Source organism: Endozoicomonas sp. G2_1 (genome assembly GCF_017744155.1).
Taxonomy (GTDB): domain Bacteria; phylum Pseudomonadota; class Gammaproteobacteria; order Enterobacterales; family Alteromonadaceae; genus JAGHQT01.
In genome coordinates, this window is the sequence record NZ_JAGHQT010000008.1 from 22,327 (window position 1) to 43,906 (window position 21,580).

Here is a 21,580-nt window from a genome sequence, read left to right on the forward strand (position 1 = left end):
CACTTAGACCAAGACCAAGCGCTGCGATTACCTCTGGCATAAATTCTGCTTATTTCATTTAGAATTTTTATCTAAACGAAATACTGTCAAGAATTTATCTGTTGGAGTTACTATGGAACTTATTCTTTTCGCTATGCTTGGTCTTATTGTCACTGTCGCTGTGCTAGCAAGTCGACTCAATGACAACAGCTTCCCCTTTCCATTTGATCGCAAAAGTAGTGTCTTCACTCCTGCGGAAAAAAACTTTCAAACATTAGTAGAACGCGCACTTGGTGACGAATATCGCATTTTAAATCGAGTTAAGCTCAGCGATATTGTTACTATTCGCAATGGCGTGTCAAAAAAAGCTTCACAAACAGCGATTAACAATGCCAACAACAAGTACTTAGATTTTGTGATTTGTGACCGCAATAGCATGCAATTACTCGGGACCATAGATTTAGTCGATACCCAAGGTAAAGGTTACAAGGTGAAAAAGGACTGGTTTGTCAGCGGTGCCCTAGAAGCGGCAGCAATTCCGCACATTCGCATCAAAATCAAAAGCAATTATACCGTTGATGAAATTCGCGCTTGTATCAACAGTAAATTGTTAGGTCACAAGGTACTAGCACCTAAAATGGCTGGCCGTAAAATTCCAGCAAGCTTAATTAAGCCAAGACCGAAAAACACTGGCGTGCTGTCACCAACAGCCGTTAAAGCACCAGAGCAACTCGGTCATAGCAAACCGACACCAGCGCAAATTCCAGCACCACAGGTCGCAGCATTACCACATTAACGCACCTGTTTTCGTAGAGCGATGGAAAATGACTTACCACCCATTGCTCTGCCCCTGGGTTTATTCCAGTTTCTGATGACGTGAAACTGCCGACTTACAATCAATATCGCTCGTCAAAACAGCAACTTACTGTTGATATACTGAACAATTCATGTACAGTAAAACAAGCTGTTATATCAACATGGATTGCTGACAATGAAACGCCTATCTAGCTCTCGTGGCTTTACCCTTATCGAACTTGTCGTGGTCATTGTAATTCTTGGTGTCATTAGCGCCGTTGCCCTCCCTCGCTTTATCAATTTGAGCAATGACGCAAATACTGCAGTGTTACAAGGCGTTGTTGCCAGCCTGCGTTCAAGCTCTAATTTAATTCGCGCCAAAGCTCTAGTTGATAATGTCACTAATGGCCAACTCGCAGTCAATAATACGCAAGTGAGGGTGCGTGGCGGTTACATGGATGGCCGCTGGAATTCAGCTATTCGACAAGTACTTGACTTAGGGCAAGACACTAGTTTTACCAACCGCAATGCCATATGTACCATCAACGAAGTTTGTGCTGTAGGCGCACAACGCAATGCTCCGGGACTTCCCATTTCAACAACAGGTAACCGTGGCTTAGCGTTATTTTGGCAACGAGGACGGAGACTCGCTGACCGCTGTTACGCCTATTACTATAATCCTGGTAATGGTAGTGCGCCAAGCATTGGATTAGTAGACCAAGGCTGTTAATACCGCTCTGTTCCAGTATAATTGCGCCATTATTCGTCACGAGCAAGAGATATGAAAGCAGGTATTATTGGCGCAATGGAGCCAGAGGTAGCCATTTTAAAAGGCCAACTGACTAATCCAGAAGTAACAGAAATTGCGGGCTTCACTTTTTACCAAGGCCAACTTAACGGCGATGACGTCGTTATTGTGCAATCAGGCATAGGTAAAGTAGCAGCGGCTTTAGCGACAGTACTATTAATCGACAAATTTGCACCAGATTACGTCGTTAACACCGGCTCAGCTGGTGGTTTTGATCAAAGCCTGAAAGTGGGTGATATCGTGGTCAGTTCAGAAGTTCGTTATCACGATGTAAACTTAACGGTATTTGGTTACGAGATTGGACAATTACCGGCTAACCCAGCGGCTTTTATTCCACACCCAACGTTAGTTGAAGCGGCTAAAAAAGGCATTGAAAAGCTCGACAATATCAATACGCTAGTCGGCTTAATCACCACAGGTGATACTTTTATGACCGCTGATGAAGACATTGCCAAAGCACGCGCTAACTTCCCAACGATGGCGGCGGTAGAAATGGAAGGTGCAGCAATTGCGCAAACTTGTCACAAGTTTGACGTGCCGTTTGTCGTCATTCGTTCAATGTCTGATATTGCCGGAAAAGAGTCACCAAGCTCATTTGAAGCATACTTAGAAACCGCCTCAGTTAATTCGTCACAGCTGGTATTAAACATGCTTGCTGAACTAAAGCACGACAAACTAAGTTAATCTAGGGGAGCAGTATCAAGACATGGCTGAATTTTTTACATCGTTACCATCACTAAGCCAAGCTTGTTTACTCGCTGTTTCAGTTTATCTACTAAAAGCGCTATTGAGCCATTATTTACCACATCGGCCGCTAGCGTTTTTCACATTCTTCTGTCAATTGTTGGCGAATAAGGTCAATCGACGAGACAACGCCAGCAATCAACAAAAATTATCAGGTACCATTGCCATCGTTGTAAGCCTAGCACCTGTTGTTATTATCTTGTGGCTATTTGCCGATTTTATCGAAGTAATAGAACTATGGCATGGCTTGCTGCTTTACCTAGCACTTGGCGGTTTCGGTATTAGTCATGAATCTAAAGCCATGGCCCAGGCCCTTGTTGCCAAGCAAAACTATGTCGCCAAACAGACTTTGCAAACTCGAGTGCTAAGAGATACTAGTGAACTATCCACTATGGGCTTAGCCAAAGCGAATATTGAAATGCAGCTGCTGACTTTTGCTCAGCAACAAGTGATGATTATTGGTTACTTTTTGTTGTTTGGCCCACTGTTTGCCCTCAGCTGCCGACTGCTTTTAGAGATGCATTACAGTTGGAACCACAAACAAGACAGTTTTCGCTATTTTGGTCAACCAATTGCCGCGATGGTTAATCTATTACAGTGGCCGTTTAGCAAAACACTTGGCCTATTAGTGCTATTTTCAACCATTCAGCAAAACCTGGTGTTGCATTGGCGCTTGAGCAAGCAGCACTTATTGACTAATAACAATAACTTTTTACTCCACAACGGCGCGCTCGCGCTAGGTGTGCAATTAGCAGGAGTAGCAATATATCAAGGCAAAAAACTGCGCCGTGATAGCTTTAACCAACAAGCGAGACAACCAGAAATTCGCGACATTATTGCAGCCAGTCGCTTAGTGCGCTTACAAAAAATACTACTGAGCGTTATCTTGCTGTTTATTGCTATTGTGCCAATACTATTGAGCTAAATAGCATAAGTGTTCGCATACATACTAACGGGTAATATTATCCATTAACGATGAGTTTTCGCCTATGAGCTATGATCTTATTTATTGGCTTGACCTGTTTGGTGTCGCTATTTTTGCGCTTTCAGGTACGTTAATGGCTGGCCGCTATCAGCTCGATCCATTCGGCGTTGTCGTTTTAGCTGCGGTAACTGCAATAGGCGGAGGCACAACTCGCGATATTATTCTCAATGTACCGGTATTTTGGTTGGCAGATCCCACTTATCTGTACGTGATCTTACTCACCGCGCTGTTCACTATTTTATTAGTTCGAAAACCAAGGCTCATTCCCAAACGCTTTATTATGGTCGCCGACGCCTTCGGTTTAGCCTTGTTCGCTGTGTTAGGGACGCAAAAAGCGCTTGCTTTAGGTATGCCAGCGTCAGTTGCCATTGTAATGGGCACCATGACTGGCGCTTTTGGTGGTATGCTACGCGACGTTCTGTGCAACGTGATTCCGATGATTTTACGTCAAGAGATCTACGCAACCGCGGCAGCGCTAGGCGGTGGCATTTTTGTCTTGTTGGTAAAACTCGATATTACAGAAACACTGGCGATGCTATTGGCCATTTCAGTGGCGTTATCATTGAGACTTGCTGCCGTTTATTGGCGGGTATCATTACCCGCATTTGCTTTTGTTGACCAAGAATTGACTAACAAAAGTAGTAAGCGTTAACTAGGCTTCAATACCCCAACCGTCGTTGTAACCGTTAAATTTAGCGGCCAATTTTTCCATCGCTTGTTCTTGCTCAACAATGGCTTGATAACTCGGTGTCATCGCAATAGTGCAATCTAAATCCCAAACATTGGGAATTTCATCTGGGTGCACAGACACTGATAAGTCAGGCTGCTCTTGTCCAAGATGGGCTGCCATTGCCTTAGCGTCGGCCTCATTTTCAAATAACTGGAAAAAAACAACCGCGTGCTGCTTATTTAAATCAATACCGGCGGCCGCCATTTCCGTTAAAACTTGGCCTGTTTCATCATTTGGAAATGACGTTTCGTTTGTGCTTGCTGACATCAGTTATCCGACGCTAAGAATAAAAAAGAAAGCAGAATTATACTCGCTATTCGCTTGAGAGCAACTGACAGAGGTTGTCGAGGCAGCTTGCTTTTACTTTGCTCAATTGCGCGCAACTAGAATTTATTGATATTTGTCCTGGCGAAGTCAGGTCAACAAGCTTTTTCAATTGGCTCGCGCCAATAAAATTAACCGCGACAGCACAGTTATCCGCGTCAATAAAGCTGAGTGAAACCACTCGGCATTGACTGTCATCGCGACAGGTTAAATTGGCTACTATCAGCTCTTGCTCAGCCTCTTGCGCCTTGAGCAATAAGACCTGTTGATCTAATTGCGCTTTGACTAACGCGCGCTCAGCGAGGCTTGTTTGATTAGCCCTAGCTGGAACTGTTGTTTGTTGTTGCTGAGCTTGCTCGGCGAGCTGCTCAGAAAATTCAGTAACCTGCTGTTCATTGCTTTTTAACAGATAACCCAATGCCAAAATAACAGCGATCAAGCCCAATAACGCCAGCAAAGTAGCCATTAACCAGCGAAGCACAGGCGCAAATGAACGAGGCATTAGCGTGCTCGCTGCAATAACTGTTGGTCGGGATATTGACTAAGCATAGCGATCAAGGCTTGCTCAAATTTAACTTGCAGTTCTTGGCTGTTGTCTTTATCACTCAATCGAATATCACTGACTGCTCGCCACACCGAACGTTTGGTTTTGGTATCGACTAAATCAACAATAAAGGTACCAAAAGGCTTTACCGATAACTCTTTGCTGTCATTATCATATTCTTGCAAACAATAACGACAATAGCGCACACCTTGATTATAGCGAGCTAAATCTCGCCGGCTGTTCTGACTGACAAAATAAGTAATAATAAAATCTGCTTGTTCAGGCTCTTTGTAAGCAAAGCCGCGAGCATCAAACGCTTGTTCTATCGCCAACTCAACGCTATTTCTATCAGTGTCACTGAGGTTTTGATAGTCACTAAATACCGAATTGCGATAATAAAGGCTATAGCTCTTGGCCGTTGTGAAGTCAAAACTAGCTTGATAACGGCTTTGTGCCTTCGGTTTCACACTGCATGAAACAACGAGCAAAGCAAAGCATAGGGCAAGGAAGATGGTAGATAAATCACGAAAATTAAATAAGCTCAATTTGATCACAAACAAAAGCACCAGAAAAGACAATAACTCTAGCCTAACCCGCTAACTAGAAAAAACAAGCGCTAAACACTAAATCAAAGTGAAAAATAATCTCCAAATATAGCCGAACTAAAACCATTGCACATAGATAATTAGCCGAAAAAAAAGCGCTCAATGAATATCATTGAGCGCTCAGATAAAGCTACAACTTAAACAGTAAATTAATTAACTGTCACTCGTGCAAATTTGCGTTTACCCACTTGGTAAACAGCAGTTGTACCCGATTGACACTGTACTTTAGCATCGGCGACTTTTTCACCGTCAATTTTTACTGCACCTTGTTTAATCATGCGCATCGCTTCTGAGGTGCTGGCAACTAAGCCGGCCTCTTTCAATAAATTTGCAATCGCTAAACCGCCATCTTGACTGGCGAATTCAAATTCAGGCATTTCATCTGGCATCGCGCCTTTTTGAAAGCGATTGATAAATTCTTGATGCGCCGCTTCTGCTGCAGCACTGTCGTGAAAGCGCTCAATCAATTCTTTAGCAAGCTCAATTTTAATATCGCGAGGGTTAGCGCCATCCGCGACTTGCTGTTGGTAAGCTTCAATTTGCTCAAGTGGCTTAAAGCTTAACAACTGATAGTAACGCCACATCAAATCATCAGAAATAGACATGATCTTGCCGAACATTTCCGACGGCGTATCAGTAATACCGATGTAATTACCCAATGACTTAGACATTTTTTGAACACCGTCTAAGCCTTCTAACAATGGCATCATTAATACCGTTTGCGGGCGCTGACCTTCAGATTTCTGTAATTCACGCCCCATAAGCAAATTAAACTTTTGATCGGTACCACCAAGTTCAACGTCAGCTTCTAAAGCTACTGAGTCCCAACCTTGTACTAATGGATACATAAACTCGTGAATAGCGATAGACTGACCACCGGCGTAACGCTTTTTAAAGTCATCGCGTTCCATCATACGAGCAACGGTTTGACGTGCGGCGAGCTTTAACATACCTGCCGCGCCCAGTTTTTCCATCCACGTTGAGTTAAATTCAACGCGCGTTTTCGCCGGGTCTAAAATCTTAAACACTTGCTCTTTATAGGTTTCAGCATTGGCAAGCACGTCTTCTTCAGTCAGTGGCTTACGGGTAACGTTTTTACCTGTTGGGTCACCAATCATGCCGGTAAAGTCACCAATCAGAAAGATAACTTCGTGGCCTTGCTGCTGAAACTGGCGCAACTTATTGATTAATACGGTGTGACCTAAATGCAAATCTGGTGCTGTCGGATCAAAGCCAGCCTTGATTTTTAGCGGCTTTCCTTCCTTTAGTTTTTCCAATAATTCATCTTCTAACAAAATTTCTTCTGCACCGCGTTTTAGTTCAGCAAACGCTTGACTGACATCTGTCATTGAGTAGCTCCAGTGGCACCAGTTTTTCATAAGTTTGGCGAATTCTACTGCAATTTTTCGCCATGACAACACCCTACGGCTGTTTCATTGCTTAAATTTTGTTATAGTATAGCGTTAAAAGTCGTACAAGCCATTTTAAAGTAGTAGTAACACCTTGAAAAATATAGACAATATAAAAAATTTATATTTACAACTGCCGAAGAAGCACAAACTCATTATTAGTGCTTCAAGCCTAGTATTACTGCTATTAATCTTAATACCTAGTGAACCAGCAAGTGCCAGTAAACACAAAGCAGATGTCGAAGTTGGCAAACGCTATCAACTCGCTCTGCCAGGCCAAGCACCTATTTCTTCAGGCCAGCAAGCTGTCGAAGTCGTAAAAACTACACAAGCTGACACAACAGTCACAGCGAAAAAACAAAGTACACTGGCTGCGACAGAAGCAGCAACCGCAGAAAAAGCATCACACAAGCCATTATCAAACCTAGAAAGCACAAGTGCGGCTGAGACTGCCCCATCAACGGAGAAACTGGCTGCGAACATTAATTGGCAACAAACCAAAGTTCGCAGCGGTGATTCGTTAGCAAAAATATTTAAACGCTTGGGCTTTAGCGCTAAAACGACCCACGCGGTTACGGTTGCAAGCGGCCCAGCAGGTAAAATTTTAAAGAAGATTAACGTTGGCGACGTCATCAAATACCACAAAGACCAAGACCAACAACTGGCCGGGCTTGACTATCCACTGAGTGATATAAAAACCTTACACGTGCGCTTAACTGATAACGGCTATCAGTCAGAAATATCGGAAAAAGCCGTTGAGATTCGCGAAGCCGTGGCACAGGGAACCATCAATAGTAATTTTTGGAATGCCGCCAGCACAGCCGGCCTGAAAGACAACCAAATTATTAATTTGGCAAACATTTTCGGTTGGGATATCGATTTCGCACTCGATATTAGAACTGACGACAGTTTTCATGTTGTTTACGAGCAGCGTTATGTCGACGGTGAGTATATCGGCACGGGTGAAATTTTGGCTGCGGAGTTTATCAACCAAGGTGAAACATTTCAGGCGATTCGCTTCACCGATGGCGACTACTACACCCCAAGTGGCAAAAGCATGCGCAAAGCGTTTTTACGCGCACCAGTTAACTTTCGCTACATCAGCTCAAACTTCAAGAAACGCCGTTTTCACCCCATCCAAAAGCGTTGGAAAGCGCACAATGGTGTTGACTATCGCGCCAGTACTGGCACGCCTGTCGTCGCTGCAGGTAATGGTAAAGTCACCCACTCTACCTACAACAAATACAACGGTAACTACGTCTTTATTCAGCATGGCGACGGCATAGTCACCAAGTACCTGCACTTTTCAAAACGCGCGGTTAAAAAAGGCCAGCGGGTAAAACAAGGGCAAGTTATTGGTTATGTTGGCTCTACCGGTATGTCGCAAGCACCGCATTTGCATTATGAGTTTTTGGTCAACGGCGTGCACCGCAATCCAAGAACGGTAAAACTGCCTGATGCAAAACCAATCAACAAAAAATACAAGGCTGAATTTAATCAACTCGCAAATGCTCGCTTAAAACAGCTCGCTGGTTCACGTAAAGCCTTACTGGCAATGCAACCAAAAGCGACAGACGGGCAAGGTCGATAAGCTCGGTGAGTGAACTCTATCTCGGCATCATGTCAGGCACTAGTGCCGATGGTATTGATCTAGCTTTGGTGGATTTTAGCAACAATAGCACCAAACTCGTTGCTCACGACTACCAGCCCTACTCAGACCAACTACACAACGAAATTACCGAGCTTTACACACCAAGTGCTAACGAAATTGATCGCGCGTTTAGCTTAGATGTTAAATTAGCTCGGATATTTGCTGATGCGGTCAACCAGTTTTTAGCAAAGCATCAACTCAACGCTGAAGATATTCGAGCCATTGGCAATCACGGGCAAACTATTCGTCATCGTCCTATTGGCAACAGTATTACTGACCAAGCGTTTACAATTCAGCTAACCTGTAACCATACGCTTGCAGCTTTGACTAAAATTGAAGTGATCGGTCAATTTCGTCAGAAAGATATTGCTTTTGGTGGCCAAGGGGCGCCACTTGTGCCGGCTTTTCATCAGTTTCTCTGCCAACAAACTCAACACGACGTAGTTATCGTTAATATTGGCGGTATTGCCAATCTTAGCTATTTGCCATCGGTGGTGAGTAAACAGCAAGTCACTGGTTTTGACACCGGCCCGGGTAACTGTTTATTAGACGCTTGGTATCAGCAGCACAACGTTGGACGCTTTGATCAAAATGGCCAATGGGCAAGCCAAGGTCGCAGCGATCCAAAACTTGTTGAGCAACTGTTACAAGACCCTTACTTTGGTCAAGCAAGCCCGAAAAGTACAGGACGCGAGTATTTCAACCTTGCTTGGTTAGAGAATCAATTAGCCTTGTACAACCGTGCTAACACAGCCCAAAAGCTGACTCCATGTGATGTTCAAGCGTGTTTATCAGAGCTAACTGCAATCAGCATAGCCAATGCGATAAAAGCGTTAACTGTGCACGCTAAGGTCTATATTTGCGGTGGTGGCGACAATAATCAACATCTGCGAAAAGACCTAGAAAAACAGCTATCTGGATTCGAAATAACAACAATTAATGCACTTGGTGTTAATTCAGATGCAATCGAAGCGATGGCTTTTGCGTGGTTGGCTTATGCTTATAACAAAAAGATTTATGGCAACATGCCAAGCGTGACGGGGGCTAGCCAGTCTTTGGTCTTAGGCTGCTTATATTCTCCATAAAAAAGACTAGCATTGCTCGTTTTTCACTCTATAATCGAAATCGATTAATCTAAAAAAATAGCTATTTCGTATTAGTTTTCTGCAAACAAATATACGAAGAAAGCGAATACCAATCCACATAAGAGATTGGCCACTCAGCGAGAATTTAAAGGCTTAGAGGCAAGGCATTGATTGCAAAGAATGGTTATTCCCTTGTTAAAATCAATAACGCAGCATATAAGCCTTTAAAACTCGCCCGTAGGGAGCGCATGGAGCAACATGATAACTACACAAAATGAGTTCAATGTAGAACCACTATATTTTCTCTCATTTTGCTTGTTCTAATGTCGCCCACGACGCTCTGAGCGGTCAACTATTTATGTGGAATGGTATCAATCAAAACCAGCAAGTCATGACATGTCAGTCATTGTAATAGGGGGAATAATGGAGTTTGATGACATCCATATTGGTATGAAGTGTGGTAGCACCAAAGGTAGCGGTACAGTTACTTGGATAGACGGTTCAACCCGCACAATCTATATGTCTGATACTGAAAACAATCACAGTTTTGAAGTGTCATTTGAAGAGCTGAGCTTAGAGCCTCAAGCTCACAACACCGGTGACGCTTACTACTAAAAACACCTACCGATGTGACGAATTACGAGCCCGTATCAGCTGTGTTGATACGGGCTTTTTCTATTGTGAAAGCCCTGAAAAATGTCCACCACACTGTTTATAAACTTTTCTCGCCCAACACCTTGGTGGTTATTATTTGAACTATCTTACCAGATTGCTATCTAAGCTAAAGCGCCATTTGCTGCGTTAAAAATTGCTTAGCTTTAACTGTTAGGAGGCTCTATGGAATTCGACGATATTCATATCGGCATGAAGTGTAGTAGTAATAAAGGCAGTGGAACCGTTACTTGGATAGATAATTCTACGCGGACAATTTATATGGAAAGCAATAACAACCAAAGCTTTGAAGTCGCCTTTGAAGACTTACTTACAGATCCTCAAGTTCACAATCCTGAGGATACCTATTACTAGCTCGCTAGAGCGAGTTTTATTCGCATCAATTTGATTGCCAAGCCCTGTTGCTTGCACCTTAGTAGAAACTAGGTGTCGTCAATAGGGCTTTTTTAATTTACACAACGATAACACAATACAGTGCAATAAAATTCTCCACTCAATAGATCAAGACTAAAGCATTTTTCGTATTGCTAACAAATTGCACAAAAAGAGTTAGCGCTATTAAACACCTTTATTGGTTTAGCCACGATCTACGAATCCAAGACAACTTGGCTCTTGCCTTAGCCGCAGCTAAAGCGGCTGAGCTTGAGCTTATTTATATTTTCGATCCGAGACTGACCGAGTATCAGCAGTGGCAGTCTAAAGCTATTGGTAAACATCAACAACGCTTTATTGAACACAGCTTAATCGAGCTAAACAATCAGCTTCAGGTATTTGGCCAGCATCTTAAAGTGTATTACGGACACAGTGAAAAAATTATCGCTCGCTACCTGATTCAAAATAACTTTGCGCAAGTACACACCAGCGTTGCCATCGGTAGTTATGAACAGAAACTGCAAAGTAAATTGATAAAGCAATTTGGCGACAGAATTGTTAGAACATGGCAGCACACACTTTTCGAGCAAAACCAATTACCTTTTGCCATCGATGACATCGCCAAAACCTTTTCTAGCTTTCGCAAGCACATTGAAAAAGCCAAATTAGCGATCAGCACCTGCTGTAAAATTAGTCACTTACCGCCGCCAGTAAGCAAGGCGTCGTTTAACTTGTTAATCAATAACAGTAAGCACGGGTCTCAATCATTAGCTCATCTAGGTGGCTGTGCATCAGGAAAAAAGCACTTAACTGACTACTTTGGCTCAGACGCAGCTCTCAGTTACAAAGCAACTAGAAACGAGCTAGACAACTGGCAATCATCGACAAAATTTAGCCTCTGGCTTGCCCATGGTTGTTTGTCACCGCGCCAAATTTGGCATGCATTAAAAGCGTTCGAAAAACAGCGCGGCAGTAATGAGTCCACCTATTGGATCGGCTTTGAGCTACTTTGGCGTGAGTATTTCCACTGGTTGCTGGTGAAATTTGGCAATAGCTTCTTTGATTTTGCTGGTATCAACGACAAAGCGCCGCTGACCAGTTTCCACGGCGAACGTTTTCAAAAGTGGTGTCATGGCTCAACACCCTACCCCATCATCAACGCTTGTATGAAGCAACTAAAAGCAACTGGCTACTTATCAAACCGAGGCCGTCAGCTGGTGGCCAGTTGTTTGGTTAACGAATTACAGCTGGATTGGCGCTACGGCGCGGCGTATTTTCAAGAAATGCTGATCGATTACGATATTGCGAGTAACTGGGGCAACTGGCAATACCTTGCTGGCGTTGGTGCTGACCCTCGTGGTGGCCGCTGGTTTAACCTTGAAAAACAGCAACAAATGTATGACCCCGATGAGCGTTTTATCAATCACTGGGGCGGTTACAACGAGGTTATGCCACTCGATTCCATCAACATTAATGACTGGCCGATTAGTTAGCACTAACACTGCGATTAACCTATTGACTGACAAAAGTTATGACGACTTGCCCAACACCACATTCAACAATAAATATAACAACTGCTAGCGCGAACGATAGAGCAACCCAAACAGAAGACGTTGTGGTAGTCTGGTTTAAGCGCGATTTGCGCTTATCTGATCACCAACCACTGCAAAACGCAGCGCAAACCGGCTTGCCAGTGCTCTTACTTTATCTCGTTGAAGACATCATGCTGGCCGATCCGCACATGTCATTGCGCCACTGGCGTTTTATCTATCAGTCTTGGTGTGACATTAACCAACAACTGAGCAATGCTGGCATTAACAGCCGTCTACTCATTCTTGGTGGCAATGCGATTTCAGCGTTTGAAAAACTCAATCAAGCCTTTGATATTCAATATTTATTTAGTCACCAAGAAATCGGCCTTAATCACACCTTTGAGCGCGATAAACAGGTTAAGCATTGGTGCCAAGACCACAACATTCACTGGCAAGAGTCAGCCACTGGCGCCGTTATTCGCGGTTTACGACACCGCACTGTTTGGGACAAACGCTGGCAAAAAACCATGCGTGGGCCGATAATTTCGCCACCTCTTGGACAAATCCCTTGGTTAGCGATTAATGAACAGCAACTTAGCCAATTACCGCTATTCAGCCCACCTGAAAGTTGGCAACAGCACGACGATAGCTTTCAGTACGGTGGTGAACAGCAGGCGTTTGCATGGCTTAATTCATTTTTTCAAGAGCGAGGAAAACGCTATCAGTACAGTATTTCTAGCCCGAGCTTGAGTCGAGAAGGTTGCTCTCGGCTCTCGCCTTACTTAGCTTGGGGAAATATCAGTCTTAGACAAAGTTACCAAACCCTACTCAGTCATTGGCAAAAACCCGGTTGGCGGCGTTCACTGAGCGCATTGTCGTCGCGGTTTCATTGGCACTGTCACTTTATTCAGAAGTTTGAATCAGAATCGAGCATCGAATTCGACCACCTAAACCCCGGCTATCGCGACTTCCCCTATCAACAAGGCCAAGTTGCTGAGCAGCTGTTAAACGCTTGGCAAGATGGCAAAACCGGCTATCCACTGGTTGACGCTTGTATGCGCTGTTTGGCGGCAACCGGTTATATCAACTTTAGAATGCGGGCGATGCTGGTCAGTTTTCTCTGCCATCATCTGCTGCTGGATTGGCGCTTAGGTGTGAAACACTTAGCCCGTTTTTTCCTCGACTATGAACCTGGTATTCATTACAGCCAGTTTCAAATGCAAGCGGGTGTCACCGGCATCAACACGATTAGGGTTTACAACCCTGTGAAACAATCTGAAGAGCAAGACCAAGACGGTGATTTTATTCGTCGCTGGTTGCCAGAGCTTGCCGAAGTACCTGCACCTTTTATCCATCAACCGTGGCAACTTACCATGATGGAGCAGCAAATGTATGGGGTGATTGTTGGCGAAGACTATCCAGCGCCGATTGTCGATTGCCAAGCAACTGGCAAAATCAGTCGAGATTTACTGTGGCAGTGGCGTAAAACACCGGGGGTAATGTGTCACGTACCTGCGATTTTATCGCGCCATGTCAGGCCGGATAACGGCTAACCGTTCAAAGCTACGCCAAGCCATATGTCAAAGAAGCAAGTAAACACTAAACCTAAAAAAAGCGACTTTAAGTTATGCCTACACTGCAATAAACCGATGAATTGGCGAAAAAAATGGCGTAACAACTGGGCATCGGTAAAGTACTGTTCAGAGCGTTGTCGCCGTAGTAAAAATCTCAGCGACTCCTTAACGAGGCCCTTAACGAAACCGGAGTAAACCAGCATTGTGGTAATTTTAATGAATAAATATAAGACCTTACGACTTATTTTAGGTGATCAGCTCAACGCTAGCCACTCTTGGTTCAAACAAGACAAAACCGACGTTGTTTACCTAATCGCTGAACTAAAACAAGAAGCTGGCTACGTAAAACATCACAAGCAAAAGATCCAAGCGTTTTTCGCCGCCATGCAAGCATTCGCCCAAGGTCTACAAACTGCAGGCTTCAATGTTGACTATTTAACCCTAGACGATAGCTGCCAATATTCTGATCTTAGCGAGCTTATTGTCGCTAAGTTAGCTCAGTATCAATTGAACCATTTCGAGTACCAACAACCTGATGAATATCGCCTTAGCCAGCAATTAAGCACGCTAACAGCAACACTTGCAGAGCAAAATATTAGCAGCCAATGTGTAGACAGCGAACATTTTTACTTACCATTTGATCAGTTACCCGACTACTTTAGCGCCAATAAAAAGCATCGCTTAGAACACTTTTATCGACAAATGCGACAGCGGTTTAACTTGCTAATGGTCGGTGATAAGCCAGAGGGTGAACAGTGGAATTTTGATCAAGACAATCGCAATAAACTCTCTAAACAAGAGATACAAAAACTGCCGCCTGCAAAGTGTTTTAACAATGATGTTAGCGATATTAATCAGCGTTTAGCCGAGCATAAAATCGATAGTTTTGGCGAGGCCAGCGATCAACTACTGTGGCCGATCAATCGTCGTCAGGCACTGGAGTTACTCGACTATTTTTGCCAGATTTGTCTGCCCTGCTTTGGCCGTTTTCAAGACGCCATGACTTGCCAAAGCGACGATATTTTTGAAGATAAGCAGTGGAGCTTGTATCACTCACGTCTGTCTTTTGCCCTCAATAGTAAAATTCTTAGCCCAATGCAGGTAGTTGACCTTGCCATAGAGCATTATCGGCAGCGACCTGAGCAAATATCTCTAGCGCAAGTTGAGGGTTTTGTCAGGCAAATTGTCGGTTGGCGAGAGTTTGTTCGCGGCATTTATTGGGCCAACATGCCCAACTATCAACACATGAATGCTCTATCAGCTCAAGAAGATTTGCCCGAGTGGTTTTGGCACGGCCAAACCAAGATGAATTGCTTAAATCACAGTATTGGTCAATCCCTCAAATACAGTTACGCCCACCATATTCAAAGGCTAATGGTTATCGGTAACTTTGCGCTCTTGGCAGGTGTAGACCCAGATCAAGTCGACGCATGGTATTTAGGGGTTTATATCGACGCCATTGAATGGGTAGAAATGCCGAATACGCGGGGTATGAGCCAATTTGCGGATGGTGGTATTCTAGCTTCCAAGCCCTATGCCGCCAGTGGTAATTACATTGCTAAAATGAGTGATTACTGCGCCAGTTGCCACTATAACGTAAAAGAAAAAGTCGGCGCGCAGGCGTGCCCGTTCAACAGCTTATACTGGCGATTTATGAACAAGCATCGCGAGCGCATCGGTAAAAATCCTCGCACCGCCATGGTTTATCGCAACTGGGATAAACAACCTGAAGCGCAAAAACTCGAAGTACTGGCACATGCCGATTATTTAATAGATACCATCAACAAGCTCTAGCACATTTTTATTGATTGAGCCGACGCACTCGCAAATTAGTTAACGGCTAAACTAGTGCGTCACTGAACCAACAAAAGCGGCTAAACGTAACACTGACAGTTGATATTATTCTAGGTAACCTTATCGTGTTTTCATTCTTTAAATCTGACCCTGTCAAAAAACTCAAAAAGCAACATGCCATTAAACTCGAACAAGCGATGTTAGCGCAGCGAAACGGTGACATTCGCAGCTATGCAAGCTTAACCGCGGAAGCGGAAGAAATAGAAAATCAAATTAAACAAAAGCAGTCTCAACTCTAAGTAAGTTAACAAGTTACTTCATCGAGGGGGTTGGGCCATCTAAAGAAATTTCACTGGGCATTAAATCTGGCTTTGCATAGCTAAGGCGAGATAAACGCTCAGTTCGGTGGTAGCTATCTAACCCACTAACAGTGACTGTTTCTAAAGCTTGTAAATCAATAAAGCCGTCGGCTCTCACTGCTTCGGGCTCAACCAACACATGTTCAATTTCACCAATGACAAATTCGGTATTGTTAACGGCCAAATGAATAATTTCGCGCAGTTTAACACTGTATTTAAGCCTACTTTCTAAAACGAACGGCGCTTTGATGCCATCGACAAACTGGGCTGTTAAACCAACCTGAGCAAACTCTGACTGGGCTTTTTCATAACGAGCTGAGGTTTGATGCGCTTGTTGCCAAAAGCTCTGGCTGACCTGATTAATGGTATAGCAGCCTGTATTTTTAATATTCTCAAAAGTATGTCGAGGAACCGTGTTAGGACGCATAACTAAGCCAACCAATGGCGGGTGCGCACCAAGATGAACAACAGAACTGACAATAGAAAGGTTAGTTTGCCCCGACTCATCAATACTGCCAATTAAATTAGCACTTTTAAAGCCAGAAAGGCTATTAATCAGTTGGGTGCGATAACGCTGAGGAAAGTCCATTAAAGTTTGTTTGTCTATTTGCATAGCATCGTTTTCTTTTTAAATGTCAATTACCTAGTAGTACGCAAATAACCCAGTCAACGATCGAACCAATCAACCTCAATGATCAAATAGAGCATTATTCTCGTACTAAATCTTTAGTTATATAAAACATGAGTTGTACAGAACAATTCAAGCTTCAAATAACATTGGTCAAAGAGGAATCAGAAATGGAACAAGCAAAACTAATTGAGCTATGCCGTACTAATACCTTAACCGCGACAATCATCAGCACCGCAGACTCTCCCCACTACTTAGTTGGCGGAGAAGACAGTCAGGGCAATTTCTACAGTATGAATAACCGCGAAGACCAACCCATTGTTGCTAACTCGTTGGAACAAGCCAAAGTGGTGCTAAAAGCCAATGGCATTGATCGCGCAATTTTTGAAATGCAAACGCCCTACGACGAAATGATTGGTGCTCCCGCAGACACAACTTCAAGACTAGCATTGCAGTTTTAGCACCTGATTTTTGGCTTAAATATTTCCACATTGACATTACTTTTGAGAAAACACCGTTGAATAGTAAAACCGATAAAATTCAAAAAATAGCTGCCGTTGTCTTTGACTTAGACGGAACCTTAGTCAGCTCTAATATTGACTTTTCACTACTGCGAAAAGAGCTAAATTGCCCACCAGATAATGATTTACTCAAACACATAGAAACGTTGCCCAAGGAGCAACAGGAGAACGCAACTCAACTGATTGTTGCGCATGAACTTATTGATGCAGAAAACTCGCTGCCATTGCAGGGTTGTCATAATTTGCTTGAGTTTCTGAGTCGACAACAACTCAAAACCGCAATTGTCACTCGCAACTGTCGCAGTGCAGCGCTTGCAAAGCTCAAGCAAAACGACTTGGGCATAGGCGAGCTATTAACGCGAGAAGACTATCCCGCGAAACCAGCGCCGGATGCCTTGCTAGCACTTGCCAAGCAATGGCAAATTGCGCCTGAAAGCATTATTTACGTCGGTGACTACAAATACGATTTAGAAGCGGCTAACAACGCCAACATGATCGCCTGTTTAATTCATCACAACAAACCAGCGCCCTATCAGCATCTGGCCGATTTAGCTTTTGCAGAGCTTGACCAATTAGAGCAATTTTTGAAAAACCAGTTATTGCTTTCACAAATCGCAAAAGAGGCGGTGGCTTAACCAAAAAAGGCCTAGCTAACGTAAACTAATGAAAAAAAGCTTAACACTAAGCATCTGCGAACAATGAATAGAGTCAATCCAAAAGTACTGCTGCACAGCAAATGGACCAAGACACAAGTGACGGCTAAAGAAAAGCATTTTGCCGTAATTGAAGTCGAGTTCGACGACAATCAAAAGGTAATTAGTTGTGTCGTTGAAGCCGTCATGACCCGCAATCAATACCAAATAAACTGGCGAGATTTAAAACAACCGAGCTTGTGGCGGCAAGGTTGGGTTTAACAATTGCTGTTGCTGATAAAGTATTCCTTGGTATTCACCCTAATATTTCTGTCTACCATTTTTATCTACCAATGAACGGTTTTACCCTGCCAATCGAGAAATTGCGCTTGCTGGTCAATTGGCAAATTAGCCACGATAGTCAACAATTGCTCAGCAACAAACTCTGCATTAAACAACTTGCCCGGTTTGACGTTGGCTTGAAACGGTTTAGATAGTGGGGTGTCCGTTGTCCCTGGGTGAAAAGCAATTAACTTAACGTTTTTCGCCCGCCTGCTATATTCTACTGCAGCAGTTTTTACTAGCATATTGAGCGCTGCTTTTGAAGCGCGATAGCTGTACCAGCCACCAAGTTGGTTGTCGCTAATACTGCCAACACGGGCACTAAACACGGTAACAACACAAGGTTTGTCATGTTTAACCACGCTCGGTAGGTGTTTAAGCCAAAGTGCCGGCGTTAAGGTATTGGCTTTAAACACCTGCATCATGGCATCAACGTCGATGTCTTCCAAACGCTTTTCTGGATTTACCTCAATAGCACTTTGATTATTAACATTTTTACTTTGGTTTTTAGTGTGCAAGACACCGTGACAAATATATACCTGAGTTAATGGAAATGACCCGGCGCGGATAGTGTGAATAACTTCACCAATATCTTCTTCGCTATAATCACAAACCAAACATTCAATTCGTTGTTCACTCGTCAGCCATTGATTCTCAGCAGCACTAAAGCCTCGGCTTACCGCGTACACTTTACTAACGTTGAGCAGCAATAATTTTTTGATCACCGCTTGTGCAATCTTACTGCTAGCACCAGTCACCAAAACGGCATTATTTCTCATTGGCATAATAACAACCTCAACTATTTATTCGACATTAACTAGCGTTTGTCGGTTTTTTGAATCTTGCACTGACCATCTGAACATTTACCTTCAAGAAAAGGGCTTTGACCAATAGCTAAGCGTGGAAACAAACGTTCAGCAAGTAGAGACAAACGGTGTCGGTGTTTAGCAAAAAACAAGTAGACCAAATCAGCTAACGACCTGACCACAGGCCAACGCAATATTGCCACCCAAGTGCCTTTGCCGACAGCTCGCCATGCGTGATAGGTAACATCTAAGCCATAAATAGCCTGCCCTTGATAACGCCCGTGTAAAACAGCCATCGCTTTTTCAGGGTCGACTTGAGGAAACTTTTCTGCGAATGCTGTTTGATGTAAGTCTTGTAAATCAAGCAGGTTTTGGTCATCCAACGCTTTCAAGTGCTTCATTTCAGCAAGGCATATTGGGCATTGACCATCGTAAAAAATTGTCACTTGCTTTGAACTGGCTAACGAATTGCTATCTGTTAACTGAGTCATCTTTACGCCACCAACTTAGCAATAACGAGCAAATGTAAGCTACATACCACGGCGGTTAAGTGAGTGCGCAATCTAAAATAGCTCGACTGCAACTCGGTTAGCTCGTCGTTTACTCTTGCTACTTTAACCTGTTGATAATCTAGATAATAAACACCAATAAAGACTAAAAATAGAATCACTAGCGCCGGCAATTCAGGCATTAGCATTGCTGCAAAAGCAAACAAGGCAAATACATTGCTGGCGACAATTTGTCTGTTTAGTTTCACTTCTTGTTCACGGCTCGGCTGGTGCTGGCTTGAGGCACTACGGGGTTGACCAAACCATAAACTACCGGCGAGAAAACTGGCAATAACAACACTGTATGCAGTAAATATCGACAACGCGCTAGTGTCAGTCAATGCGTTGAAAGAAACAGAGAAAAATACCGCGGTTGCTGATGCTACAAAAGGAATTAGCCCCAGATAACCAAGCCATTGGCGAGTGCGAAGCATATTTGCGCCTTATCAACAAAAATTAGTTTTATTAGCCTTATTTACGAGTAATCGGCTGGTTTAGATTACCAACATTGGCTATGGCAAATTCTTAGCTGATGCAGATAAGTATTTATGTGCTTACATTTTATAAACAAAATAGCAGGGAACTGCGCTGAACAACTCACTAACTCTTTGGTAAACTTGCTGTTCGAATGTGGAGCTCACGGAGCGTTAACTCCAAAATGATAAAATATTCTTCTTTTATGCTCAGTTTGCTGCTTAGTTTAGTGCTGATAAACTCGGCGCACGCCTCAGCTAAAGGTGATGATTCAACACTGTTTAACTTGGGTGACATTGTCACCACCGAAAGTGATGGCGCAATCAAAGAAACGTCAATTGCTGGTGAAACCATCTCGTGGCAGCTAATGACCAGTATCGCACTGCGCGACAATACCTCTCCTATTGTCGGCATTGATGACGATGCTCAACTCGACCTCAATTTATTATTTGATATTTATTATCGAGGTTTTTTTGCGCAATCTGACTCGCATCGCTTTTCTAACATTGGCCGCGGTGTTGCCGTGGGTTACGAGTTGATTGTTGAGCAAGACTGGCAGCTCGATATAATTTCCAAAAGCTACTTAAACGGTTTTGACCAACAAGGCATTAAAGGCTTGCGAGAAGATAACCCACCAGAGTTAGTCGGTATCGCCAGCCGTCAGCACGATTACAGCCAAGGTTTTCGCTTCAGCTATTTATTTGACGACGGCGCACTATGGCTCGACCTAGCCGCAAACTTACTGACTGATGCCCATCACGGCTGGCTCTTTGATCTTTATTATTCAAAACTCATCCCCTACAAAAATTGGGATATCTATTTAGGTTCAGGCTTTACTTACTACTCGAGCGAATTTAACAACTATTACTACGGTGTCGATGAGCGAGAAATAACCGCCAATCGCCCTTTGTATCAAGCGGGTAGCGGTTATCGCGTGCAAATGGAAGTAATGGCGCAGTATCCGTTATCACGTGACTGGTTAGTCGCTACTGGCGTTAACCTAAGCCACTATTCAAGCGACATCAGTGACAGTCCACTGATTGAAAAAAGCAGCTTCGTCCAACTAATTATTGATTTTCGCTATGTATTTTAAAGGATTAATACTCGCACTGCTGATCGGTATTAGTCAGTCAGCGCAGAGTCAGCAAACAAACAGCCCTGAGCTGAACAAAAGCCCTGAGCCGAACAAAAGCCTTGAGCTGAATGATAGCCTTGAGCTGAAAAACAGCCCTGAGCCAGAAAACAGCCTTGAGCCAAGCAACAGCCCTGAGCTAAACGCCAAACAGGCGACTAACACTGAGCTCATCGCAACCAATGCACGCGCTGGCCAACTGAGTTTGCAGCCCAATCAATGTGTTGCCCTGCGTAAGAACCGCGATTGCTTCGCAACCATCGAAATGTTGTGGTCGGCAACCGAAAAAGGCAATTACTGTTTAGTAACACGGTCGCCTAAACGAGCGTTAGCCTGTTGGTCAAACGCAGAGCAAGGTACCTTTGTTTATCAATTTGCTTCAAGAAATACCATTGAGTTTATTTTAATTGAACAGAACTCAAAGCAAGTGTTATCGCAATCAAAAGTAGAAGTGAGTTGGTTGTACAACTCTACCAATAAAAGGCGTCGCTGGCGTTTATTCTAACTAGCACTAACACCGAAATTTACTAGCACG

The 21,580-nt window shown here is 43.6% G+C and carries 27 protein-coding genes; 19 read left to right on the top strand and 8 right to left on the bottom strand.

Annotated features, from left to right (window positions below; all coding sequences use genetic code 11):
• Positions 1-112: 112 nt before the first annotated feature.
• The 5 genes from J7384_RS10980 to J7384_RS11000 all read left to right on the top strand — a co-directional run bounded on the left by J7384_RS10980 (position 113) and on the right by J7384_RS11000 (position 3,963).
• A complete protein-coding gene (locus J7384_RS10980; RefSeq protein ID WP_209113951.1) occupies positions 113-775 on the top strand; it encodes a DUF2726 domain-containing protein in 663 nt (220 codons plus the stop codon).
• Between the two features lie 195 nt (positions 776-970).
• Positions 971-1,504, top strand: coding sequence for a prepilin-type N-terminal cleavage/methylation domain-containing protein (locus tag J7384_RS19580; RefSeq protein WP_209113953.1), 534 nt, complete (start codon positions 971-973; stop codon positions 1,502-1,504).
• Between the two features lie 51 nt (positions 1,505-1,555).
• The gene (gene mtnN / locus J7384_RS10990; RefSeq protein ID WP_209113955.1) at positions 1,556-2,266 is read left to right on the top strand and encodes a 5'-methylthioadenosine/S-adenosylhomocysteine nucleosidase; all 711 of its coding nucleotides are present in this window, start codon (positions 1,556-1,558) and stop codon (positions 2,264-2,266) included.
• A gap of 22 nt (positions 2,267-2,288) precedes the next feature.
• Positions 2,289-3,251 carry a cobalamin biosynthesis protein gene (locus J7384_RS10995; RefSeq protein WP_209113957.1) on the top strand — a complete coding sequence of 321 codons (963 nt, stop codon included), beginning with the start codon at positions 2,289-2,291 and terminating at the stop codon, positions 3,249-3,251.
• Positions 3,252-3,315: 64 nt separating this feature from the next.
• Entirely contained in the window at positions 3,316-3,963 is a 648-nt protein-coding gene (locus J7384_RS11000; RefSeq protein WP_209113959.1) for a trimeric intracellular cation channel family protein, read from the top strand.
• On the opposite strand, the gene J7384_RS11005 is transcribed toward J7384_RS11000, so the two are convergent.
• The 4 genes from J7384_RS11005 to tyrS all read right to left on the bottom strand — a co-directional run bounded on the left by J7384_RS11005 (position 3,964) and on the right by tyrS (position 6,863).
• Positions 3,964-4,308 carry a ribonuclease E inhibitor RraB gene (locus J7384_RS11005; protein WP_209113961.1) on the bottom strand — a complete coding sequence of 115 codons (345 nt, stop codon included), beginning with the start codon at positions 4,306-4,308 and terminating at the stop codon, positions 3,964-3,966.
• 46 nt (positions 4,309-4,354) lie between these two features.
• Positions 4,355-4,867: a hypothetical protein gene (locus tag J7384_RS11010; RefSeq protein WP_209113963.1), complete on the bottom strand. Its 513-nt coding sequence runs from the start codon at positions 4,865-4,867 to the stop codon at positions 4,355-4,357.
• Positions 4,867-5,376 (bottom strand): DUF4136 domain-containing protein, encoded by a 510-nt coding sequence (locus tag J7384_RS11015; protein ID WP_209113965.1) that lies wholly within the window; start codon positions 5,374-5,376, stop codon positions 4,867-4,869. Before J7384_RS11015 ends, J7384_RS11010 begins: the two co-directional genes overlap by 1 nt.
• 287 nt (positions 5,377-5,663) lie before the next feature.
• Positions 5,664-6,863 (bottom strand): tyrosine--tRNA ligase, encoded by a 1,200-nt coding sequence (tyrS, locus tag J7384_RS11020; protein ID WP_209113967.1) that lies wholly within the window; start codon positions 6,861-6,863, stop codon positions 5,664-5,666.
• A 154-nt stretch (positions 6,864-7,017) separates the two neighbouring features.
• Between tyrS and J7384_RS11025 the strand changes: the two genes are divergently transcribed.
• The 9 genes from J7384_RS11025 (at position 7,018) to J7384_RS11065 (ending at position 15,902) form a co-directional block, all read left to right on the top strand.
• A complete protein-coding gene (locus tag J7384_RS11025) occupies positions 7,018-8,514 on the top strand; it encodes a peptidoglycan DD-metalloendopeptidase family protein (RefSeq protein WP_247741755.1) in 1,497 nt (498 codons plus the stop codon).
• A 5-nt stretch (positions 8,515-8,519) separates the two neighbouring features.
• Positions 8,520-9,659, top strand: coding sequence for an anhydro-N-acetylmuramic acid kinase (locus J7384_RS11030; RefSeq protein ID WP_209113969.1), 1,140 nt, complete (start codon positions 8,520-8,522; stop codon positions 9,657-9,659).
• 423 nt (positions 9,660-10,082) lie between these two features.
• Entirely contained in the window at positions 10,083-10,274 is a 192-nt protein-coding gene (locus J7384_RS11035; RefSeq protein WP_209113970.1) for a hypothetical protein, read from the top strand.
• A 222-nt stretch (positions 10,275-10,496) separates the two neighbouring features.
• Positions 10,497-10,685 carry a hypothetical protein gene (locus J7384_RS11040; RefSeq protein WP_209113971.1) on the top strand — a complete coding sequence of 63 codons (189 nt, stop codon included), beginning with the start codon at positions 10,497-10,499 and terminating at the stop codon, positions 10,683-10,685.
• Between the two features lie 170 nt (positions 10,686-10,855).
• On the top strand, positions 10,856-12,196 hold the full coding sequence (locus tag J7384_RS11045) for a DASH family cryptochrome (RefSeq protein WP_280636365.1): 1,341 nt from the start codon (positions 10,856-10,858) through the stop codon (positions 12,194-12,196).
• Between the two features lie 38 nt (positions 12,197-12,234).
• Positions 12,235-13,788, top strand: coding sequence for a deoxyribodipyrimidine photo-lyase (locus J7384_RS11050; RefSeq protein WP_209113975.1), 1,554 nt, complete (start codon positions 12,235-12,237; stop codon positions 13,786-13,788).
• Between the two features lie 24 nt (positions 13,789-13,812).
• On the top strand, positions 13,813-14,004 hold the full coding sequence (locus tag J7384_RS19585; RefSeq protein WP_209113977.1) for a DUF2256 domain-containing protein: 192 nt from the start codon (positions 13,813-13,815) through the stop codon (positions 14,002-14,004).
• A 21-nt stretch (positions 14,005-14,025) separates the two neighbouring features.
• The gene (locus J7384_RS11060) at positions 14,026-15,603 is read left to right on the top strand and encodes a cryptochrome/photolyase family protein (protein ID WP_209113979.1); all 1,578 of its coding nucleotides are present in this window, start codon (positions 14,026-14,028) and stop codon (positions 15,601-15,603) included.
• A 125-nt stretch (positions 15,604-15,728) separates the two neighbouring features.
• Entirely contained in the window at positions 15,729-15,902 is a 174-nt protein-coding gene (locus J7384_RS11065; RefSeq protein ID WP_209113981.1) for a DUF6435 family protein, read from the top strand.
• A 13-nt stretch (positions 15,903-15,915) separates the two neighbouring features.
• On the opposite strand, the gene J7384_RS11070 is transcribed toward J7384_RS11065, so the two are convergent.
• Positions 15,916-16,575: a flavin reductase gene (locus J7384_RS11070; RefSeq protein WP_209113983.1), complete on the bottom strand. Its 660-nt coding sequence runs from the start codon at positions 16,573-16,575 to the stop codon at positions 15,916-15,918.
• A gap of 185 nt (positions 16,576-16,760) precedes the next feature.
• On the opposite strand from J7384_RS11070, the gene J7384_RS11075 reads away from it, so the two are divergent.
• The 3 genes from J7384_RS11075 to J7384_RS11085 all read left to right on the top strand — a co-directional run bounded on the left by J7384_RS11075 (position 16,761) and on the right by J7384_RS11085 (position 18,025).
• Complete coding sequence (locus J7384_RS11075; protein WP_209113985.1) at positions 16,761-17,051, top strand: DUF6482 family protein; 291 nt, start codon at positions 16,761-16,763, stop codon at positions 17,049-17,051.
• A gap of 56 nt (positions 17,052-17,107) precedes the next feature.
• On the top strand, positions 17,108-17,746 hold the full coding sequence (locus tag J7384_RS11080) for an HAD-IA family hydrolase (protein ID WP_209113987.1): 639 nt from the start codon (positions 17,108-17,110) through the stop codon (positions 17,744-17,746).
• A 63-nt stretch (positions 17,747-17,809) separates the two neighbouring features.
• Positions 17,810-18,025 carry a TIGR02450 family Trp-rich protein gene (locus J7384_RS11085; RefSeq protein ID WP_209113988.1) on the top strand — a complete coding sequence of 72 codons (216 nt, stop codon included), beginning with the start codon at positions 17,810-17,812 and terminating at the stop codon, positions 18,023-18,025.
• A gap of 65 nt (positions 18,026-18,090) precedes the next feature.
• Here the strand turns inward: J7384_RS11085 and J7384_RS11090 are convergent, their stop codons facing one another.
• The 3 genes from J7384_RS11090 to J7384_RS11100 are packed head-to-tail and all read right to left on the bottom strand — an operon-like array spanning position 18,091 to position 19,873.
• Positions 18,091-18,870, bottom strand: a complete 780-nt coding sequence (locus J7384_RS11090) for an SDR family NAD(P)-dependent oxidoreductase (RefSeq protein WP_247741757.1) — start codon at positions 18,868-18,870, stop codon at positions 18,091-18,093.
• A 32-nt stretch (positions 18,871-18,902) separates the two neighbouring features.
• Positions 18,903-19,382, bottom strand: coding sequence for a DUF393 domain-containing protein (locus J7384_RS11095; protein WP_209113990.1), 480 nt, complete (start codon positions 19,380-19,382; stop codon positions 18,903-18,905).
• A gap of 2 nt (positions 19,383-19,384) precedes the next feature.
• Positions 19,385-19,873 carry a DUF3429 domain-containing protein gene (locus tag J7384_RS11100; protein WP_209113991.1) on the bottom strand — a complete coding sequence of 163 codons (489 nt, stop codon included), beginning with the start codon at positions 19,871-19,873 and terminating at the stop codon, positions 19,385-19,387.
• Between the two features lie 224 nt (positions 19,874-20,097).
• Here J7384_RS11100 and J7384_RS11105 point away from each other — a divergent pair, with 224 nt between their 5' ends.
• Both J7384_RS11105 and J7384_RS11110 read left to right on the top strand, forming a co-directional pair.
• Positions 20,098-21,006 (top strand): MipA/OmpV family protein, encoded by a 909-nt coding sequence (locus J7384_RS11105; protein WP_209113993.1) that lies wholly within the window; start codon positions 20,098-20,100, stop codon positions 21,004-21,006.
• Complete coding sequence (locus J7384_RS11110; RefSeq protein ID WP_209113995.1) at positions 20,996-21,550, top strand: DUF3019 domain-containing protein; 555 nt, start codon at positions 20,996-20,998, stop codon at positions 21,548-21,550. The genes J7384_RS11105 and J7384_RS11110 overlap by 11 nt, the downstream gene beginning before the upstream one ends.
• The last annotated feature ends 30 nt before the right edge of the window (positions 21,551-21,580 follow it).

Coding starts and splice junctions, on each gene's coding strand:
- J7384_RS10980 (WP_209113951.1), top strand. CDS start 113: ATGGAACTTATTCTTTTCGCTATGCTTGGTCTTATTGTCACTGTCGCT.
- J7384_RS19580 (WP_209113953.1), top strand. CDS start 971: ATGAAACGCCTATCTAGCTCTCGTGGCTTTACCCTTATCGAACTTGTC.
- mtnN (WP_209113955.1), top strand. CDS start 1,556: ATGAAAGCAGGTATTATTGGCGCAATGGAGCCAGAGGTAGCCATTTTA.
- J7384_RS10995 (WP_209113957.1), top strand. CDS start 2,289: ATGGCTGAATTTTTTACATCGTTACCATCACTAAGCCAAGCTTGTTTA.
- J7384_RS11000 (WP_209113959.1), top strand. CDS start 3,316: ATGAGCTATGATCTTATTTATTGGCTTGACCTGTTTGGTGTCGCTATT.
- J7384_RS11005 (WP_209113961.1), bottom strand. CDS start 4,308: ATGTCAGCAAGCACAAACGAAACGTCATTTCCAAATGATGAAACAGGC.
- J7384_RS11010 (WP_209113963.1), bottom strand. CDS start 4,867: ATGCCTCGTTCATTTGCGCCTGTGCTTCGCTGGTTAATGGCTACTTTG.
- tyrS (WP_209113967.1), bottom strand. CDS start 6,863: ATGACAGATGTCAGTCAAGCGTTTGCTGAACTAAAACGCGGTGCAGAA.
- J7384_RS11035 (WP_209113970.1), top strand. CDS start 10,083: ATGGAGTTTGATGACATCCATATTGGTATGAAGTGTGGTAGCACCAAA.
- J7384_RS11040 (WP_209113971.1), top strand. CDS start 10,497: ATGGAATTCGACGATATTCATATCGGCATGAAGTGTAGTAGTAATAAA.
- J7384_RS11050 (WP_209113975.1), top strand. CDS start 12,235: ATGACGACTTGCCCAACACCACATTCAACAATAAATATAACAACTGCT.
- J7384_RS19585 (WP_209113977.1), top strand. CDS start 13,813: ATGTCAAAGAAGCAAGTAAACACTAAACCTAAAAAAAGCGACTTTAAG.
- J7384_RS11060 (WP_209113979.1), top strand. CDS start 14,026: ATGAATAAATATAAGACCTTACGACTTATTTTAGGTGATCAGCTCAAC.
- J7384_RS11070 (WP_209113983.1), bottom strand. CDS start 16,575: ATGCAAATAGACAAACAAACTTTAATGGACTTTCCTCAGCGTTATCGC.
- J7384_RS11075 (WP_209113985.1), top strand. CDS start 16,761: ATGGAACAAGCAAAACTAATTGAGCTATGCCGTACTAATACCTTAACC.
- J7384_RS11085 (WP_209113988.1), top strand. CDS start 17,810: ATGAATAGAGTCAATCCAAAAGTACTGCTGCACAGCAAATGGACCAAG.
- J7384_RS11090 (WP_247741757.1), bottom strand. CDS start 18,870: ATGCCAATGAGAAATAATGCCGTTTTGGTGACTGGTGCTAGCAGTAAG.
- J7384_RS11095 (WP_209113990.1), bottom strand. CDS start 19,382: ATGACTCAGTTAACAGATAGCAATTCGTTAGCCAGTTCAAAGCAAGTG.
- J7384_RS11100 (WP_209113991.1), bottom strand. CDS start 19,873: ATGCTTCGCACTCGCCAATGGCTTGGTTATCTGGGGCTAATTCCTTTT.
- J7384_RS11105 (WP_209113993.1), top strand. CDS start 20,098: ATGATAAAATATTCTTCTTTTATGCTCAGTTTGCTGCTTAGTTTAGTG.
- J7384_RS11110 (WP_209113995.1), top strand. CDS start 20,996: ATGTATTTTAAAGGATTAATACTCGCACTGCTGATCGGTATTAGTCAG.